Source organism: Paraburkholderia unamae (assembly GCF_003096875.1).
GTDB lineage: Bacteria > Pseudomonadota > Gammaproteobacteria > Burkholderiales > Burkholderiaceae > Paraburkholderia > Paraburkholderia unamae.
Genome location: NZ_QEOB01000027.1, coordinates 84,200 through 102,170 on the forward strand (window position 1 = coordinate 84,200; position 17,971 = coordinate 102,170).

Below are 17,971 nucleotides of genomic sequence, written 5' to 3' on the forward strand. Positions count from 1 at the left end.
CGATGCAAGCACTGTAACGCTCATTGCGCGTGCTTTACGCCGCTTTCTATACCTTCATTGCGCGGGGAATACGCGCAGCCCGCGCGGCACCGCCGTCACGCCCTCGCCCACCGCCAGGCCGAGCGCGCGCCACGACTCGCGGTCGAGCTCGGCTTCCAGCGCACCGCCCGTGCGGCTTTCCAGCTCCACGCGCACCGAGCCGCCAAGCGTCACGACGCGGCGCACATCCACGACGATGCCGTCGCGATGGTCGCTCGCCTCGCGATGCAGCACGAGGTCGTGCGGCCGCACGTAGGCGAGCGCCGGACCTTCGAAGCTTGCGTGCACCGAGATCGGCTGCGCGGCGCCGTCGGCCACGAAGCCGCGCCCGTCCACGCGCCCGCGCAGCCGGTTCGCCGCGCCGAGGAATTCGTAGACGAAAGCGGTTTGCGGATGATCGTAGACGTCCTGCGGACTGCCCACCTGCTCCACATGCCCGTGATTCATCACGACGATGCGGTCGGCCACTTCGAGCGCCTCTTCCTGGTCGTGCGTCACGAAGATCGTCGAGATGTGCAGGTCGTCGTGCAGGCGGCGCAGCCACGAGCGCAGTTCCTTGCGCACCTTGGCGTCCAGCGCGCCGAACGGCTCGTCGAGCAGCAGCACCTTCGGCTCCACGGCGAGCGCGCGAGCGAGTGCGATACGTTGACGCTGGCCGCCCGAAAGCTCGGACGGATAGCGCTGCGCGAGCCAGTCGAGCTGCACGAGCTTGAGCAGCTCGTGCACCTTTTCACGAATCACGGCTTCCGAGGGCCGCTCGTTGCGCGGCTTCACGCGCAGGCCGAACGCCACGTTCTCGAACACCGTCATGTGGCGAAAGAGCGCGTAATGCTGAAACACGAAGCCGACCTGACGCTCACGCGCCCCCACTTCGCCCACGTCCTGACCTTGCAGCACGACCTGGCCCGCGTCGGCGTACTCGAGACCCGCGATGACGCGCAGCAGCGTGGTCTTGCCACAACCGGAGGGGCCGAGCAATGCGACGAGTTCGCCCGGCGGAAAGTCGAGCGAGACGTTGTCGAGGGCGGTGAAATCGCCGAAGCGCTTTTGCAGATTGCTGACGGTGATGCCCATGTTACTGCTCTCCCACTTGAATCGGTTGACGCGCGGCGCGCGGCGCGGCGGCGGCGGCTTGCGAGGGTTGCTGCGAAGCTTGTGCGTACGCGGCCGCAGGCGGCCCGGCGTGCGCGGGAACGTCGTCCGCGCCGCGCAGCTCGGCCGACAGGCGGCGCTCAGCGAGCAGCTTCAGGCCCAGCGTCACGAGCGCGAGCAACGCGAGCAGCGAGGCCACGGCGAACGCCGCCGCGAAGTTGTATTCGTTGTAGAGGATTTCCACATGCAGCGGCATCGTGTCGGTCTGGCCGCGAATATGGCCCGACACCACCGAAACCGCGCCGAACTCGCCCATCGCGCGCGCATTGCAAAGAATCACGCCGTACAGCAAGCCCCAGCGGATATTGGGCAGCGTCACGCGGCGGAACATCTGCCAGCCCGAGGCGCCCAGCACGTGCGCGGCCTCTTCCTCGTCGTTGCCTTGCGCCTGCATCAGCGGAATCAGTTCGCGCGCGACGAACGGGAACGTCACGAAGATCGTCGCGAGCACGATGCCGGGCACGGCGAAGATGATCTGCACGTTATGGTCTTCGAGCCACGGCCCGAGCCAGCCCTGCGCGCCGAACAGCAGCACGTAGATGAGGCCCGAGATCACGGGCGACACCGAGAACGGCAGGTCGATCAGCGTGGTGAGCAGCGCCTTGCCGCGAAACTCGAACTTCGCGATCGCCCACGAGGCAGCGAGGCCGAACGCCAGATTGAGCGGCACGGCGATCGCGGCGGTGATCAGCGTGAGCTTGATCGCCGCGAGCGCGTCGGGGTCGGCGAGCGACTCGAAATAGAAACCGATGCCCTTCGAGAGCGCCTGCCAGAACACGGCGACGAGCGGCACCACCAGAAACAGCGCGAGAAACACGAGCGAAACGCCGGTCAGGAGCCAGCGCACCCACGGCGCTTCGGTGACGGGATCCGGCCGCCGGACGCTTCGTTGTTGCGGCAGCGTGCTCATTGCGCACCTCCGGCAATCGTTGCGCCCGCAACCGCATTCGGCGCGCTGCCTGCCGACACACCCCGGCTCGTGCGGCGTTGCAGATACCACTGCAACGAATTGATGAGGAGCAGCATGACGAACGAGACGCAAAGCATGACCACGGCGAGCGCCGTGGCGCCTGCGTAGTCGTATTGTTCGAGCTTCGTGATGATGAGCAGCGACGTGATCTCCGACTTCATCGGCACATTGCCGGCGATGAAGATGACCGATCCGTACTCGCCCAGCGCGCGCGCGAACGCGAGCGCGAAGCCGGTGAGGAGCGCCGGCAGCACCGAGGGCAGCACCACGCGGCGGAACGTGAGCCAGCGCGAGGCGCCCAGGCACGCGGCGGCCTCTTCCTGCTCGCGCTCGAAGTCCTCGAGCACAGGCTGCACCGTGCGCACGACAAACGGCAAGCCGATGAACGTCAGCGCGACGAGCACGCCGAGCGGCGTGAACGCGACCTTCAAGCCGAGCGGTTGCAGGTACTGGCCGATCCAGCCATTGCCCGCATACACTGCGGCCAGCGAAATGCCAGCCACGGAGGTGGGCAGCGCGAACGGCAGGTCGACGAGCGCGTCGATCACGCGCTTGAACGGGAACGTGTAGCGCACCAGCACCCACGCGAGCAGGAAACCGAACGCCGCGTTGATCAGCGCCGCGCCGAGCGCCGCCGTGAACGTGAGCCGGTACGACGCGATCACGCGCGGCGACCACACGGCACGCACGAACTGGCTCCAGTCGAGCGTGGCCGTCTTGAGGAAGGTGGCGGCAAGCGGAATGAGCACCACGAGGCTCAGGTAAGCCACCGTGATGCCGAGCGTTATGCCGAAGCCCGGCAGCGCGCTGGGCTTGCGTAATCGAAACGTCGATTGAAACGTCGTCATGCTCATCGTCCAGACATGGGTTGCGCGCTTCCTGTGCTCCGGAGCGGCGCCGAAAAGCGCGCCCTTGGGCGCGCTTCATTGTTATGCGGTCGGATTGTTGCCGGATCCCGACCGGTACTGCATTCGATGCTGTCTGCCTAACTGCGTGCCTAACTGCGTGCCTTACTGCGGCTGGTAGATCGAGTCGAACACGCCGCCATCTGCGAAATGCGTCTTCTGCGCGTTGGTCCAGCCGCCGAACGTGTCGTCCACCGTATAGAGCTTCAGCTTCGGAAACTTCGCGGTGAGCGCAGCCGGCACCTTGTTCGAACGCGGACGGTAGAAGTTCTTCGCCGCGATCTCCTGGCCCTCTTCGCTATAGAGGAACTGCAAGTACGCTTCGGCCTGCTTGCGCGTGCCCTTCTTGTCGACGACCTTGTCCACCACGGCGACCGGCGGCTCAGCCAGAATGCTCACCGAAGGCACCACGATCTCGAACTTCTCCGGGCCGAACTCCTTGAGCGAGAGGAACGCTTCGTTTTCCCATGCGATCAGCACGTCGCCGATATCGCGCTGCACGAAGCTCGTCGTCGCGCCGCGCGCGCCCGAATCGAGCACGCCCGCATTCTTGTAGAGCTTCGTGACGAACTCCTTCGCCTTCTGCTCGTTGCCGCCCGGCTGGTGCAGCGCATACGCCCACGCCGCGAGATAGTTCCAGCGCGCGCCACCCGAGGTCTTCGGATTCGGCGTGACGATCGACACGCCCGGCTTGGTCAGGTCGTCCCAGTCCTTGATGTGCTTGGGGTTGCCCTTGCGCACGAGGAACACGATGGTCGACGTGTACGGCGACGCGTTGTCGGGCAGGCGCTTTTGCCAGTCCTTCGCGACGATGCCCTTGTTGGCGAGCGCGTCGATGTCCCAGGCGAGCGCCAGCGTCACGACATCGGCTTGCAGGCCGTCAAGCACCGAGCGCGCCTGCGCGCCCGAGCCGCCGTGCGACTGCTTGATGGTGAGCGTTTCGCCCGTTTTGGCCTTCCACTGCTTGATGAAGGCCTCGTTGATGTCCTGGTACAGCTCGCGGGTCGGATCGTAGGAGACGTTGAGCAGCGACGTATCCGCGTGAGCCGTTGCGGGCGCCATCGCCGCGATGCCTGCGAACGACGCCGCGAGAGGCGCCACGCCGATCACCAGTTTTGCCGCCAGCGTCTTCAGCCAGCCCCCGCGCCCCGTATTGGTCGTGCCCATCTATCTGTTCTCCGTTCTCGTGTGTGGTTTTCAGCTATCGATGGAGGCCAGTCTAGCGATCCGCTTACATCATTAAAAATAATGTTTCTTCATTCTTTAATACGCAAAAGTGGTAAGGACAGAGGAAGTCGCTGTCACAGCACGATTTCGTCCGTGTCAACGCGGGAAAACGGCGTCATGGCAACGCCCGGATGACGAACTTCAAGTAACACTTGAAAAGCGGCGAATACTGTATAAAAATACAGTTACCTGTTCAAACATACAGTGGCGCCATGACCAAACTCACCGCACGACAGCAGCAGGTTTTCGATCTGGTTCGCCGGGCGATCGAGCGCACGGGCTTCCCGCCCACACGCGCCGAAATCGCGGCGGAACTCGGCTTCAGCTCGGCCAACTCGGCCGAGGAGCACCTGCGCGCACTGGCGCGCAAGGGCGTGATCGAACTGGCTGCGGGCGCCTCGCGCGGCATCCGCCTCATGCCGGGGCCCGACGACCTGCCGCACCAGTTCACGCTGCCGCACGCCAGCATCATGCAGCTCTCGCTGCCGCTCGTCGGCCGGGTCGCGGCGGGCAGCCCGATCCTCGCGCAGGAGCACATCTCGCAGAACTACATGTGCGACCCGGCGCTCTTCTCGAGCCGGCCGGACTATCTCCTGAAGGTGCGCGGCCTCTCCATGCGCGACGCCGGCATATTCGACGGCGACCTGCTCGCCGTGCAGAAGAAAAGCGAGGCGAAGGACGGCCAGATCATCGTGGCGCGTCTGGGCGACGACGTCACCGTCAAACGCCTGAAGCGCCGCCCGAACGGCGTCGAGCTGATCGCCGAGAACCCCGACTACGAGAACATTTTCGTCGAGGCCGGCAGCGCGGATTTCGCGCTGGAAGGCATTGCAGTCGGCCTGATTCGCCCTACCGAATTCTGATAAATCCGCTTGCGCGCCCTGCGCGCATTCTCTGGAGAGAGCCATGGAACGCCTTGCCCGCTTGCTGCCCTTCCGTCAATTCGGCCGTCTGCGCCACCTGCGTGGAGTCGCCTCGTGCGCGGTTCGCGAAGTGCGCGCCACAACTGCCGCACTGAACGGCTCGCTCTTCGAAGACACCCCCGAGATGGTGGCGGCCAGTGCGGCCGACCTGCCCGCGCTGCCCTCGGCGCAACCGGCGTTCGCGCGCGTCTCGCTCAACAGCACGATCAACACCGAGCAGCCCATGCGCCGGGCGCCCGTGCGCGTCTACCAAGGCCCGTCGCGGCTCATCCTGGTCGGTACGGTGGACGCCGTATGCCGCGCAATCGACCGCTGCATCGCCGAGCAGCAAAGCGATCTGCCTGGGGCGCTCGCGAAATAAGCGCTCACCCGGCGCCACAATGCAATAAGCGGCAACAAGGGGCCACAAGCGGCACCAAGGCCTTTCTGACGTAAAAAGGGGCAGTGTCGGGGATCGTTTTCGCCGGATTGCGGTCAACACCGTGTTTGAACGATTTGTCCGAATTTGATGACGGAATCCCTGACGCCCCCACGTAAATCCCGAGACTGGAAGAAGCCCGTCGCCATCACGGTCGCGGTTGCCGTGTTTGTGGCCGCGCTCGGCTACGCCTACGCGTCGCCCTATATCGCGGTGAATCGCATGAAGGCTGCTGCCGACGCGCGCGACGCCGCCACGCTCAATCAGTACGTCGATTACCCGGCGCTGCGCGTGAGCCTCAAGCAGCAGGTTGGCGAAATGCTGCGAGAGCGCATTCATGCGGAGCACAGCAGCAATCCGCTGCTGATTCTCGGCGCCGTGATCGGTGCGGCGCTGATCGGGCCGCTCGTGGATGCCTATGCCACGCCGGAGGGCGTCGCCGCGCTACTGAGCGGCATGCCGCCCACGGGCAAGCCCGGCGAGCGTCCTCACGCGCCGCCGCCGCAGGAGGCGGGTTCGCAGTCGGCCCCCGCTTCCGCAGCCGCCCCGGCCTCCCCACCCGCCCAGGCGGCTTCAGGCAATCCCGCGCCCGAAGCGCGGCCGGTCACCACGGCGGGTTATCGCAGCCTCAACGAGTTCGCGCTCACGTGGGATCGCAGCGCCACGGGCGAGCACTATGCCGCCATCTTGCAGCGTCATGGACTCTTCTCGTGGAAGCTCGCGTCGGTCGAGTTGAACGAGGGCAACGCCCCGAACCCGAACTGACCTGAACCACGGACCGGCACGCATGTGATGCGCCGCCGGGCCGGTTCGCGCCTGGCGGGCCCGCCGATCTCCCGATCGTCCGGGCCCGTGCTCGCGCTTTCCAGGTTTTCCGCGCGCTAGGCTGCGGCGGCTTGCTGCTTTTCCTCGGCGGCCGACGAGCACGCCACCAGAATGCTGCACGACACGCGGTCGAGCAGCGGCGTATTGCCCGCGCCCATCCACCAGCGCGAGAGCCCGGTGCGGCAGCGATGTCCCACGACCACGAGGTCGACCTGGAGCTCGTTGGCCAGGTTCGCAATTTCGTCGATCGGATGCCCGAACGCGAAATGCCCCTGGGCGTGCACGCCACGCTCGGTCAGCCAGTCAACGCCCTCCTGAAGGATTTCGCGGGCCGTTTCCTCAAAGCGGCCGCAGGCCACATCGGTGAGCAGGCCGGCGCTCTGGGCAATGGTCGAGCGCATGTCGACGACCGAGAGCAAGTGCGTTTCCGCTTGCAGATCGAGCGCAAGATCGGCGCCGCAACGCAATGCCTTGCGGCCTTCGCGCGAGCCGTCGTAACACAGCAGGATTTTTTTGTAGCTCGCCATATCGCTTCTCCCCGCCCGCGTGATTTGCAGGCTGTGCGATTCTCATGATGGTGCGCCGCAATTGCGCACGCAAGGGCTGGAAAACGCCAGGACGCCATCGTTAAGCGCCAGGCGTGCGGTACGTCACGCATGAATCTTGCGCGCCGCCAATGATTGCCGCGACAAGCATTCATGGCAAGCAGCGTTGAACCGGGCATCAGAGCGCCGCCCACCCGACTCAGGGCAATGCACTAGAATAGGCCGCCTCGTTTCGTGCGATATTTTTCTTGCGCATTTCGTTCGCTCTTGCGCCCGATTCGCGCGACGCTCGTCCGACTCACGCACATCGACACACGCTCAACCGGTCCATGCCCGCACCCGCCATCGAATTCGAGCAGGTCATCAAACACTACGGAGACAGGACGGTCGTCAACGGTCTGTCATTCGACGTCGTCCCCGGCGAATGTTTCGGGCTGCTCGGCCCGAACGGCGCGGGGAAGACCACCACGCTGCGCATGCTGCTCGGCATCGTGTCTCCCGATGCGGGGCGCATCAGCCTGTGCGGCGAGCCCGTGCCGGCGCGCGCGCGCCACGCCCGCCGGCGCGTGGGCGTCGTGCCGCAGTTCGACAACCTCGACCCCGACTTCACCGTGCGCGAGAACCTCGTCGTGTTCGGCCGCTACTTCGGCTTGTCCGCGCGCGAAACGAAAGCGCTCGTTGCGCCGCTGCTCGAATTCGCACGCCTCGAAAGCAAGGCCGACGCGCGCGTGGGCGAACTCTCCGGCGGCATGCGCCGTCGCCTCACGCTCGCGCGCGCGCTCGTCAACGACCCCGACGTGCTCGTGATGGACGAGCCCACCACGGGCCTCGACCCGCAGGCGCGCCATCTGATCTGGGAGCGCCTGCGCTCGCTGCTCGCGCGCGGCAAGACGATTCTGCTCACCACGCATTTCATGGAGGAAGCCGAGCGGCTCTGCAATCGCGTGTGCGTGATCGAGGAAGGCCGCAAGATCGCCGAGGGCGCGCCCAAGGCGCTGATCGAATCGGAGATCGGCTGCGACGTGATCGAGGTGTATGGCCCGGACCCGGCCGCGCTGCGCGACGAACTCGCGGAGGACGCAAAGCGCACGGAGATCAGCGGCGAGACACTGTTCTGCTACGTCGACGACCCCGCGCCCGTGCATGCGAAACTGCGCCATCGGTCGGACCTGCGCTACCTGCACCGGCCCGCGAATCTCGAAGACGTGTTCCTGCGGCTCACGGGCCGCGAGATGCAGGACTGAAGCGGCCGCTCAAGAAAAAACCATGCAGACACGCACCAACGACCCGACGCCCGCACGCCCCGACCACGCACTTGTCCGCGAGCCGCGCGCGGCGCTGCCCTCGAACGCCACGCACTGGATGGCCGTGTGGCGACGCAACTATCTCGTGTGGCGCAAGCTCGCGATCGCCTCGATGTTCGGCAATCTCGCCGACCCGATGATCTACCTGTTCGGTCTCGGCTTCGGTCTCGGGCTGATGGTCGGGCACGTGGACGGCGTCTCGTACATCGCGTTTCTCGCGGCGGGCACGGTGTCGTCTTCGGTGATGATGTCGGCGAGCTTCGAATCGATGTACTCGGGCTTCTCGCGCATGCACGTGCAACGCACGTGGGAAGCGATCATGCATACGCCGCTGTCACTCGGCGACGTGGTGCTGGGCGAGGTCATGTGGGCCGCGAGCAAGTCGATGCTCTCCGGTGCGGCGATCATGCTGGTGGCGGGGCTGCTCGGCTACGCGAGCTTTCCTTCGATGCTGCTCGCGCTGCCCGTGATCGCGCTCGCGGGCCTGGCGTTCGCGAGCTGCGCGATGATCGTGACGGCGCTCGCGCCGTCCTACGACTTCTTCATGTTCTATCAAACACTGGTGCTCACGCCCATGCTGCTGCTTTCGGGCGTGTTCTTTCCGATCGCCCAGTTGCCCGCCGCCGCGCAGCACATCACGTTGATGCTGCCGCTCGCGCACGCCGTGGCGCTGATCCGCCCCGCCATGCTCGACCGGCCTGTCGAGCAGGCCGGCCTGCACTTGCTCGTGCTCGTGATCTACGTGGTGGTGCCGTTCGCGATTGCCTCGGTGCTGTTCCGCCGGCGCATGATGCGTTGAAGCCCTACTGAACGACGCCGCGCGACACCTCGCGACATCGAACAACACACCACGCGGCGCTCAGTCTTCGTCGTCGCCCCAGGGAATATCGACGTCCGAAATAAACGCGACCGTCGCGAACGGACCGCCTTCCTGGCGGCCGATTTTGCCGTCGGCGCGATGCCACTCCACGCGGAACATCGTCGATTGCGTCTGGGCGAGCAGACGCACCGTGCGGATCTCTTCAGGGTCCGAGTCTTCCACCGGGCCGTCGAGCGACACCAGCAGCGACTGCGGCCAGAGGCCGTCGGCCGGATCGTAGATGCGATCGCCGTCGGGGATCGACGTGTGCGCCTCGACGCCAATGGTCGCCGACGCCTCGACGATCATCTTGCCGAGCGCGCGCAGCACCGCCGTCGCGCGCGCCGAATTGGCCTGGCGAATGGCGAGATCGCCGCGCGTGAGCGCCTGTTCGAGCTTCGGATTGGTTTTTTGCTGTGCCATGCTGGTTTTCGGGCCGAGGCCCGCTCCTTGGCGAACGGCGAACCGTCCGCGTATTACCTTGAATGCCCGCGCCCCGATGAATAGCGCTTGCCTGCCATGCCGCGCGGGTCGCGCTAGAACCCCAGAGCCACGGTCGCGAGCCCCCCGACGATCCCGAACAAGACGACCGTCGTACCGACGATCGCGAGCATGCGCGGCCGGAACGAGCCCGCCAGCATCGCGAACGACGGCACGCTCACGGGCGGCAACGTCATCAGGAGCGCGCCGGCCGGGCCCACGCCCATGCCGAGTGCGAGCATCGCCTGGATGATGGGCACTTCCCCGGCCGTGGGAATCACGAACAACATGCCGACAAAAGCGAACGTGATGATCCAGCCAAGACTGCTCGTGACTTCCGGACCGATATGCGGAAAGAGCCACGCACGCGCGGCGCCGAGCAGCAGCACGAGCACGATGTACTCGGGCACGAGCCGCACGGCCATGCGCGTAAAGATGCGCAGCCAGCGCACGAAGACATTACCGCCTTCGGCCTGCTGCTGGGCGAGCTGCGCGAGACGGTCGTCGGCGGAGCGGGCTTCTTCGGGCGTGACGAGCCGGTTGCAGAGCCAGCCAAGGCCGAACACCATCAACAGGCCCAGCGTGAGGCGCAGCGCACTCCACTGCCAGCCGAGCACGAAGCCCATGAAAACGAGCGTGGCGGGATTGAGCACGGAGTTGCCGAGCCAGAATGCGATCGCCCCGCCCGCCGATGCATTGCGCGCGCGCAGGCCCACGACCACGGGCGCGGCGCAGCAGGTGCACATCATGCCGGGCACGGCGAGCAGCCCGCCCGCCGCGACGCTGCCGAAGCCGCGCCGGCCGAGCACGCGCGCGACCCACTGCACGGGCAACAGCGCCTGCACGGCGGAGCCGAGCAGCAAGCCGAGCACCATGGCCTGCCAGATCGCCTTGCCATAGGCGAAGGCGTAATCGAGCGCGGCGGCGAACGACGGCTCGGGCGCGGTGGACGCGCCCCCCATCAGGATCGATTTGCCGATGGAATGCGTTTCCTCGGCCGTGAATGCGCGGTGATAGTACGGAAACCACTTCACGTAGAAGAGTCCGGCCACCGCCAGCAGAATGAAAATGGGCCAGCCGTACGACGGGGGCGATTGAGCGGGACGTGCGCTCGTCATTGTGAAGTTTCTCCGAATTCAGACTGGGTCCAGGCTACCGGCCGGGGCGCACGCCCGCACAGCGCGCGACGCGTGATAGCGCCCCGGGCGGCGCATGCTGGATCGTAGTGTATGCCTTGCTAATCGCCAACGACTTTGGTGCAAAGCCGTCGGCGGAGCGCCTTCGGCGGGGCGAACCCGGCGCGGCCCGCGAAGACGCCAGGCGCCGGGCCCCGCGCGCGCGTTCAGGGGGCCGGATTCGGCTGCTGCTCGTGAAGCGCGTCGATCTGCGCGAGCAGTTCGGGCGAGAGCTTCACGTCGGCGCTACCGATATTTTCCTTCAACTGATCGAGCGAGGTCGCGCCGATCAGGTTGCTCGTGACGAACGGCCGGCTGTTGACGAACGCCAGCGCAAATTGCGCGGGCGTGTAGCCGTGTTCCCTCGCCAGCGCCACATAGCGCGAGGTCGCGGCCACCGCTTCAGGCTTGCTGTAGCGCTTGAAGCGCTCGAACTTCGTGATGCGCGCGCCTTCCGGCCGTGCCCCGCCCTCGTACTTGCCCGAGAGCCAGCCGAATGCGAGCGGCGAATAGGCGAGCAGCCCCACGCCCTCGCGGTGCGTGAACTCCGACAGGCCGCTCTCGAACGTGCGGTTGAGCAGGCTATACGGATTCTGGATGCTCACGATGCGCGGCAGCCCGAGCTTTTCGGCGGCGCGCAGGAATTGCGCCACGCCCCACGGCGTTTCATTCGACACGCCGATATGGCGAATCTTGCCTGCCTTCACGAAGTCCGCGAGCACGCTGAGCGTTTCCTCGATCGGCACCGTATAGGCGTCGTCGATATACGGATAGACGTTGCGGCCGAACGTCATCGTGCTGCGGTCGGGCCAGTGCAGTTGATACAGATCGACGTAGTCGGTCTGGAGACGCTTGAGGCTGCCATCGAGCGCTTCGGACAGGTTCTTGCGATCGAACTGGTTTTGCGGCCCGCGAATGTGCTGCGGATTGTGCGGCTGGCGCGCCGGTCCGGTCATCTTCGTGGCGAGCACGAAGCTTTCGCGCTTCGCGCGGTGCCGGGCGAGCCACGTCCCGATGAAGCGCTCGGTCTGGCCCTGCGTCTCGGGGCGCGGCGGCACGGGGTACATCTCAGCGGCGTCGATGAGCGTGACGCCGCGATCGAGCGCGTAGTCGATCTGCTCGTGCGCCTCGTGCTCCGTGTTCTGCTCGCCCCACGTCATCGTGCCGAGCCCGATCAGGCTCACCTTGAGGCCGGTATCGCCGAGTGTGCGGTGTTCCATCGAAAGGTTGTCCATCAGTGCGGTTGGGGAAACGGCGAAACTACCACGGCGCCGGAAATTTTTCAGGAGATGCCGAATTCGCTGCATGTCCCGGGTCGCCGGCATCTCGCGCAGCTTCGCGGGCGGGATGGCGGCCCGCCACGGCGCCGCTCGCGCAAAGACATGCCAGAATCCGCACAGGCGCCCACGAGGAGAATTCGGCATGGAAAACCGACGCAGCTATGAGTACATGGGGTTCAACATGACAGCCGGCGTGGACGGCGACCACGAAGCCGGCTTTTTCGTCTCGACGCAGACGATCCACAGCCTCACCGGCAGCGAGAGCGGCGTCGTGCCCGTGGACGGCATCGCCGCCGGCCGCTTCCCCACCCAGGACAACGCGTTCGACGCCGCGTTCGACCGCATGCGCGAGGCGATCGACCAGCGCGTGCGCGCCGCCTCCTGAACAACGCCCCTCAAGGCGGCGGACCCAGGCGGGACAAAAACGGACCCAAAACGCAAAAAGCCGGACGTCTTGACGACATCCGGCTTTCCCGCCGCCTGGGGGCAGGCGGCGCGGCGACTTCAGCGTGACTTACTGACCGAAGTAGACCGATTGCGAGGCCGCGGCCTTCACGTGGCTGCCCGACTGCGAAGCCGAGCCGGCGACGCCGCCGTAAGCCGTCTGGCCGCCTTGTTCCTGCGCGCGCTCGACAGCGACGGTCTGGGCGCTCTGGCCACGCTGCGAAGCGGGTGCGCCGACGTCCGGGCGATAGAACGGTGCCGGGCCGTAGCCGCTGGCGAACGCCGGAGCGGCAACAGAAGCGGTGGCTGCGACCAGCAGCGCTGCGATCAGTTTGGTCTTCATGGTGGACTCCAATATCAGGTTCAATTGCGGATCGGGATGGCGCCGCGCCTGGGAGGTCTCAACCCATGAGCTGCGTCAACGGAACCTAGTGTATACACCTACTATTGGAAAATAATCGCGATAATCCGAATTTACTATTCTGCATTCGGAAACAATCGCGTCAGTCAATCCTGACGGGGCTGAGCGACGAACAGACCCTAAAAGCAGCGTCCAAAAAATTTGCGCGACGCACAAAACGGACGCCGAATTACATAACGACGGCAGGGTCTTTCGGACACGGAACGCCCTCTGGAAGCGCTTCCGGCTCTGCAACCGGCAAATTGGCGCAGCGCGCAAAGGGCCGCAATGGCGTGCCGCACATGCGGTAAAATGCAAGGTTGTTCCACGTTCGCAGCCACTTATCGCCATGTCCGCCAACCGTCAAGCCAGCCCCCGCCGCGTATCCGTCGCGCCCATGATGGACTGGACGGACCGTCACTGCCGCTCACTGCACCGCTTCATCTCGCAGCACACGTGGCTCTATACGGAAATGGTGACGACCGGTGCCCTGCTCCACGGCGACGTGCCGCGCCACCTCGCCTTTACGCCCGCGGAAGCGCCGGTTGCGCTCCAGCTTGGCGGCAGCGAGCCCGCTGACCTCGCGCGCGCAGCGAAGCTCGGCGAACAGTGGGGTTACGACGAAATCAACCTGAATTGCGGCTGCCCTTCCGAGCGCGTGCAGCGCGGCGCGTTCGGCGCGTGCCTGATGAAGGAGCCGCAGCTCGTGGCGGACTGCGTGAAGGCGATGCGCGACGTCGTCTCGGTGCCGGTCACGGTCAAGCACCGCATTGGCGTCGACGCCGTCGAGGATTATGCGTTCGTGCGGGATTTCGTCGGCACGATTGCCGATGCGGGCTGCGAGGTATTCATCGTGCACGCGCGCAATGCGATCCTGAAGGGACTGAGCCCGAAGGAAAACCGTGAGATTCCGCCGCTCAAGTACGACTACGCGTACCAGCTCAAGCGCGACTTTCCGCATCTCGAGATCATCATCAACGGCGGCATCAAGACGCTCGATGAAGTGGAGCAGCATCTGCAACACGTCGATGGCGTGATGCTCGGCCGCGAGGCGTACCACAACCCCTATGTGCTCGCCGACGTCGACGCGCGCTTCTACGGCGCAACCGATGCCCCGCTCACGCGCGAAGAGGTGGAAGCGAAGCTCATCGAATACTGCGCGAGCGAAATCGCGCGCGGCCAGTTCCTGGGTGCGATTACGCGCCATGCGCTGGGGCTTTATCGCGGCGTGGCCGGTGCGCGCGGCTGGCGACGCGTGCTGTCGGATAGCCGCGAGCTGGCCAAGGCCGACCTGGCTATCTTCGACGCTGCCCGCCAGCATCTACGCGTTCCGGATGAAATTTTTGAATAAAGGGCTAGGCAACCCGGCAATGGTGTGTATATAATCTTGCTTCTTGATTGACGCCGCTCACAAAGCAGCGCCGGTTAGGAAAAACAGCGGTGGCTGTAGCTCAGTTGGTAGAGTCCAGGATTGTGATTCCTGTCGTCGTGGGTTCGAGTCCCATCAGCCACCCCAAGAATTCTTTATAAAACAGGCACTTCGGTGCCTGTTTTATTTTCAGGATGCGAAATTCGGAACGGAAATCAGAATTTCGGAATTGAGCCCGCACATTGTTGCGGGCTTTTTTGCGTCTGGATTGACCTGTCTATTCATGTTCTTGCGCCCTCTCGGAAGGAGGCACTGTGGGCAAAAAGCTAGACGCCGCTCGGCGCGAACTGGATCTCGCGAGGTCTGCTTTGGCAAAGATGGAAACGGCCAGTGACGTCGAAGAATTCGACCTTCAGTGGAAGGAGGTCCTGGGCAGGTTGACAAGGCTCTGGAATAAAACGCAGGCCTCACTCAAAGGCGATCCGCGGTTCACGAATGCGCCGCAAGTAAAGGCCGTCCAATCGGATCTGAAGAGCGACCCGCTCGTTCAATATCTAGCGCGAGCCCGCGATGCCGACGAGCACAGGAGCGAGGACATAACCGGAAAAATCGAAGCGGGAGTGCGTTTCGAGTTCGACACGCCGAAAGGCAAGCTCTTCATGCGTGCGCCCAATATCACCCTGGACGACGGCACTGAGCTGAAGGCTACAGTCAGAGGTGCTTCCCGCGAGTATTTCGCCCCAGCAGAAGTCTATGCCGTGACGGTAAATCATCGAGGGAAAGCTTATGCCCCGCCAAACTCCCACGCGGGGCGCGCGCTCGAAGACATGAGGCCAATCACTCTCGCTCGCCTTGGAATCGAATACTATGAACGCTTCCTGGAGAGTATGGCGCGAGACGGATGGGACGTCGACGTGAAGTGAGTCGAAGCCGGAAGAGCGGACAGGTTAATAGCCTATCCGGGGTTCGACTCCCGTCTCTCCGCCACAGTATTTAAAAGGCCTCCAGCGCAGAGGCCTTTTTGTTTTGGGTGACTCGCGCGCCAACCGCGAACCCTTGTCGCGCCTGAAATGCGGCGTTTACCGGCCCTATTCGCCTCATAGGTTGCGCCGATTGCGAATCCATGAACGCGCATGAGCGAACCGATGCCTCGGGACGTGTTGACGTCAGCAAAGGTGAAGGTGCTGACAAATACTTGCGGTGATACAAATCACATCTGCCGACACGCGCACTGCACCCTTGGTTCAGCAGCCTGGGTGCCAAAGATCTCAGTGCGAGACCACAGCCGAAAGCTCTTTTTTAGCGCCCGCGCGCGGGCGGCGCGATGGCCAGTTGCGCTTGCAAGCGCTGGATTTCAGCGTCGGCCGCCTGCACGTTCGCGAGTTGCGGCTTCGCGGCCCCGCTCAGGGCGGTGAGACCGTAAGCGATGTCGTCGATGATGATCGTGCTCATTTTCGGACATTCACAACGTTTGGTGCTTATTTGAAAAAACCCCGCCCCTCTTGCGAGGGAGCGGGGTTTGAGAGACTACTGCGCTACTTGTCTACTAACACTTAGACGCTGAAGTGCTGGCCTGCGCTGATGGTCGCGTGCACGGCACCGCTGCTGAAGGTAGCGCCGCTTGCCGAAGCACCGGTCAGCTCGATCACAACATCGTTCGCGCCAAGTGCCGAGTGAGCAGCTGCCGCGTTCGTGTTGTTGACCGCTTCCACCACATACGTGTTGCCAGCGTACTGGAACGTCGTGATAAGACCGGTGTTCGCATTCAGCTCGATCACCCCATTGACAACCGTGGTGTGATGCGTGCCGATGGACTGCTGGTCGAGCACGAGAGCTTGCTTGACCGCCAGATCCAGTGCCTGCGACAACGACGTCGCCGAAGAGACGTTCACCAGCGAATCCGCCAGGTTGCCCGTGTTCGAAGCCAGATACTCGTTCGTCGCATTGCCGAACGTCACGTTCACTTGAGCGGCATCCGCCAAGACAGCGTTGACCGTCGTCAGAGCAAAGTTGCCAGTCGACGTTGCACCCGTCACGTCACCCGTCACGCTCAGGTTCAGCTGCCCGTCAAACGAGTGATTTGCCGAACCGAGATTCACCGTCGAGCTGCCGCCGAGCCACACGTTGTCCGTCACGGTATTGGCACCGCTGAGCGTCACGGTATCACCGTGGCCGAGCGCGGTAGTCAGCGTCCCGCTCGTGCTGTTGTACGTGCCACCAAGGTTCACGAGAGCCGTGTTATCGCTTGCGATGGTGATGGTGTCACCAGCGCCCGCTGCCTGGATCACGTGCGACGAACCAGAGAGGTTCAGCGAGATCACGTCAGCCGCACCGTTTGCGGTGAGCGAAACCGCACCGACTGCTGCTGCCGTCGACGAACCAACGGTGATCGTATCGGCCGCGCCGTTCGCCGTGATCGCGTCGCCACCCGTCGCACCGAGGATCGTCAGGCCAGCTTGCGAAGCCGTCAACGTCAGCGTGCCGCTCACGTGGCTTGCGTCGAACGACTTGAGCGCCGTATCGGTGAGGCTGTCGATTTCGAGCGAACCCGTACCCGTAGCCGTGATGCTTGCAACGGTGTTGGTTGCGTCGACGAACGACTTGATCACGTCCGAACCGGTCGTGCTCGTCTGGATCGCCAGTGCGTTGTCGCCGCTCACCGTCAGGCTACCGATGGTGTTAGCTGCGTCAAACACGAGGCTCAGGCTGTCCGAACCCGACGTACCGAGTTGAGCCGTCGAGACAGCAACGTTGGTCAGATCGGCTGCGCCAACTGCACCGATTTCCAGAACAGCCGATGCGGCCAGATTCGCCAACGAGACCGAAGTCGCCGAGCCAACCGACGTCGTGTTCAGGACGGAACGCGCATAGCCGGTCTCGTCGTACGAGAGCGTCTTGGCGCCAACCGTTGCCACGTCGTTGAGGTTGGTGTCGGTCGCGACGGTGTTGGTCAGGACGATCGTGTTGCCCGCTGCCGTCGTACCGAAGCCTGCGACGCCCGTCACGCCGACCAGTTCGGTCACCGACGTGTCATGCAGCGTGTTGCCTTCTGCCGAAACGACGTACGTGTTGCCGCCTGCGACGAACGCGAGCACCGTGTCAGTACCACTGTATGCAATAGATGCGATCGCTTGCGCTGCTGCGATCAGATCCGTTGCACTGAACTCGCTGATGTTGTGCGTACCGGCGCCACTGAAGGTCACGATGCCATTGGAAATCGTGTATGCCAGGCCAGCGATCGACGCGTTCTGCAATGCGGCGTTAGCCACGACGTTCACAGTGGTGCTCGACGAAACGACGGTCAGGCGGTCGGTCGTCTTCGCGCTCGAGGTGATCTCGAAGCCCTTCACGCCACCGGTCGAACCATTGAACGTCGCGACGGTGTTTTCGCCGACAACCAGCGTGTCCACTGCCGAAGCCGATGCCGTGAGGTCCACGGTTTCCGAGCCGGCGCCGTAGGCGTTCGTCAGACCGGCAACCCAGCTACCACCTGCGCCGATGGTGATGACGCCGCCACCCGTGCCCGTGGTGATCACGTCGCTGTGCGCCGCATCCGCGCCGCCAGCAACGGTCAGCAGACCAGCGCCGCCCGTGACGGTCGAGCCGTTCGACGAGAGTTCCACGCCGCTCAGGTTGACTGCACCCGTAGCTGCCGA

Annotated in this window: 19 protein-coding genes and 1 tRNA gene; 9 read left to right on the forward strand and 11 right to left on the reverse strand. The window is 64.4% G+C overall.

Annotation, left to right across the window (positions count from 1 at the left end; translation table 11 throughout):
- Positions 1 to 54: 54 nt before the first annotated feature.
- From C7402_RS38355 to C7402_RS38370, 4 genes are all read right to left on the reverse strand, one after another.
- A complete protein-coding gene (locus C7402_RS38355; protein WP_112176930.1) occupies positions 55 to 1,113 on the reverse strand; it encodes a sulfate/molybdate ABC transporter ATP-binding protein in 1,059 nt (352 codons plus the stop codon).
- Between the two features lies 1 nt (position 1,114).
- Complete coding sequence (gene cysW, locus C7402_RS38360; RefSeq protein WP_112176929.1) at positions 1,115 to 2,101, reverse strand: sulfate ABC transporter permease subunit CysW; 987 nt, start codon at positions 2,099 to 2,101, stop codon at positions 1,115 to 1,117.
- On the reverse strand, positions 2,098 to 3,009 hold the full coding sequence (cysT, locus tag C7402_RS38365; RefSeq protein ID WP_112176928.1) for a sulfate ABC transporter permease subunit CysT: 912 nt from the start codon (positions 3,007 to 3,009) through the stop codon (positions 2,098 to 2,100). The genes cysW and cysT overlap by 4 nt, the downstream gene beginning before the upstream one ends.
- A gap of 162 nt (positions 3,010 to 3,171) precedes the next feature.
- Entirely contained in the window at positions 3,172 to 4,233 is a 1,062-nt protein-coding gene (locus C7402_RS38370; RefSeq protein WP_112176927.1) for a sulfate ABC transporter substrate-binding protein, read from the reverse strand.
- A gap of 272 nt (positions 4,234 to 4,505) precedes the next feature.
- Between C7402_RS38370 and lexA the strand changes: the two genes are divergently transcribed.
- The 3 genes from lexA to C7402_RS38385 all read left to right on the forward strand — a co-directional run bounded on the left by lexA (position 4,506) and on the right by C7402_RS38385 (position 6,399).
- Positions 4,506 to 5,156 (forward strand): transcriptional repressor LexA, encoded by a 651-nt coding sequence (gene lexA / locus C7402_RS38375; RefSeq protein WP_112176926.1) that lies wholly within the window; start codon positions 4,506 to 4,508, stop codon positions 5,154 to 5,156.
- Between the two features lie 43 nt (positions 5,157 to 5,199).
- Positions 5,200 to 5,577 (forward strand): hypothetical protein, encoded by a 378-nt coding sequence (locus C7402_RS38380; protein WP_116614239.1) that lies wholly within the window; start codon positions 5,200 to 5,202, stop codon positions 5,575 to 5,577.
- A gap of 147 nt (positions 5,578 to 5,724) precedes the next feature.
- Positions 5,725 to 6,399, forward strand: a complete 675-nt coding sequence (locus tag C7402_RS38385; RefSeq protein ID WP_116614240.1) for a DUF2939 domain-containing protein — start codon at positions 5,725 to 5,727, stop codon at positions 6,397 to 6,399.
- Between the two features lie 116 nt (positions 6,400 to 6,515).
- On the opposite strand, the gene C7402_RS38390 is transcribed toward C7402_RS38385, so the two are convergent.
- Positions 6,516 to 6,986, reverse strand: coding sequence for a universal stress protein (locus C7402_RS38390; protein WP_112176923.1), 471 nt, complete (start codon positions 6,984 to 6,986; stop codon positions 6,516 to 6,518).
- A 347-nt stretch (positions 6,987 to 7,333) separates the two neighbouring features.
- Between C7402_RS38390 and nodI the strand changes: the two genes are divergently transcribed.
- Entirely contained in the window at positions 7,334 to 8,248 is a 915-nt protein-coding gene (gene nodI, locus C7402_RS38395; RefSeq protein ID WP_116614241.1) for a nodulation factor ABC transporter ATP-binding protein NodI, read from the forward strand.
- A 22-nt stretch (positions 8,249 to 8,270) separates the two neighbouring features.
- On the forward strand, positions 8,271 to 9,107 hold the full coding sequence (locus C7402_RS38400; RefSeq protein WP_116614242.1) for an ABC transporter permease: 837 nt from the start codon (positions 8,271 to 8,273) through the stop codon (positions 9,105 to 9,107).
- A 60-nt stretch (positions 9,108 to 9,167) separates the two neighbouring features.
- On the opposite strand, the gene C7402_RS38405 is transcribed toward C7402_RS38400, so the two are convergent.
- The 3 genes from C7402_RS38405 to C7402_RS38415 all read right to left on the reverse strand — a co-directional run bounded on the left by C7402_RS38405 (position 9,168) and on the right by C7402_RS38415 (position 12,042).
- Positions 9,168 to 9,590, reverse strand: coding sequence for a hypothetical protein (locus C7402_RS38405; RefSeq protein WP_112176920.1), 423 nt, complete (start codon positions 9,588 to 9,590; stop codon positions 9,168 to 9,170).
- Positions 9,591 to 9,703: 113 nt separating this feature from the next.
- Positions 9,704 to 10,765: a permease gene (locus C7402_RS38410; RefSeq protein WP_112176919.1), complete on the reverse strand. Its 1,062-nt coding sequence runs from the start codon at positions 10,763 to 10,765 to the stop codon at positions 9,704 to 9,706.
- 224 nt (positions 10,766 to 10,989) lie between these two features.
- On the reverse strand, positions 10,990 to 12,042 hold the full coding sequence (locus C7402_RS38415) for an NADP(H)-dependent aldo-keto reductase (protein ID WP_116614251.1): 1,053 nt from the start codon (positions 12,040 to 12,042) through the stop codon (positions 10,990 to 10,992).
- Positions 12,043 to 12,244: 202 nt separating this feature from the next.
- On the opposite strand from C7402_RS38415, the gene C7402_RS38420 reads away from it, so the two are divergent.
- The gene (locus C7402_RS38420) at positions 12,245 to 12,487 is read left to right on the forward strand and encodes a hypothetical protein (protein WP_116614243.1); all 243 of its coding nucleotides are present in this window, start codon (positions 12,245 to 12,247) and stop codon (positions 12,485 to 12,487) included.
- A 129-nt stretch (positions 12,488 to 12,616) separates the two neighbouring features.
- Here C7402_RS38420 and C7402_RS38425 read toward each other — a convergent pair whose 3' ends face one another.
- Complete coding sequence (locus C7402_RS38425) at positions 12,617 to 12,889, reverse strand: hypothetical protein (protein ID WP_112176917.1); 273 nt, start codon at positions 12,887 to 12,889, stop codon at positions 12,617 to 12,619.
- A 406-nt stretch (positions 12,890 to 13,295) separates the two neighbouring features.
- On the opposite strand from C7402_RS38425, the gene dusA reads away from it, so the two are divergent.
- The 3 genes from dusA (at position 13,296) to C7402_RS38440 (ending at position 15,238) form a co-directional block, all read left to right on the forward strand.
- Positions 13,296 to 14,297 (forward strand): tRNA dihydrouridine(20/20a) synthase DusA, encoded by a 1,002-nt coding sequence (gene dusA, locus C7402_RS38430; RefSeq protein WP_116614244.1) that lies wholly within the window; start codon positions 13,296 to 13,298, stop codon positions 14,295 to 14,297.
- An 89-nt stretch (positions 14,298 to 14,386) separates the two neighbouring features.
- Positions 14,387 to 14,462: transfer RNA gene (locus tag C7402_RS38435), tRNA-His, on the forward strand.
- A gap of 167 nt (positions 14,463 to 14,629) precedes the next feature.
- Positions 14,630 to 15,238 (forward strand): hypothetical protein, encoded by a 609-nt coding sequence (locus C7402_RS38440; RefSeq protein WP_112176915.1) that lies wholly within the window; start codon positions 14,630 to 14,632, stop codon positions 15,236 to 15,238.
- A gap of 376 nt (positions 15,239 to 15,614) precedes the next feature.
- Here the strand turns inward: C7402_RS38440 and C7402_RS47215 are convergent, their stop codons facing one another.
- Complete coding sequence (locus C7402_RS47215) at positions 15,615 to 15,767, reverse strand: DUF6447 family protein (RefSeq protein ID WP_165842094.1); 153 nt, start codon at positions 15,765 to 15,767, stop codon at positions 15,615 to 15,617.
- A 101-nt stretch (positions 15,768 to 15,868) separates the two neighbouring features.
- On the reverse strand, positions 15,869 to 17,971 hold a 2,103-nt coding region (locus C7402_RS47220), incomplete at its 5' end, for a beta strand repeat-containing protein (protein ID WP_165842095.1).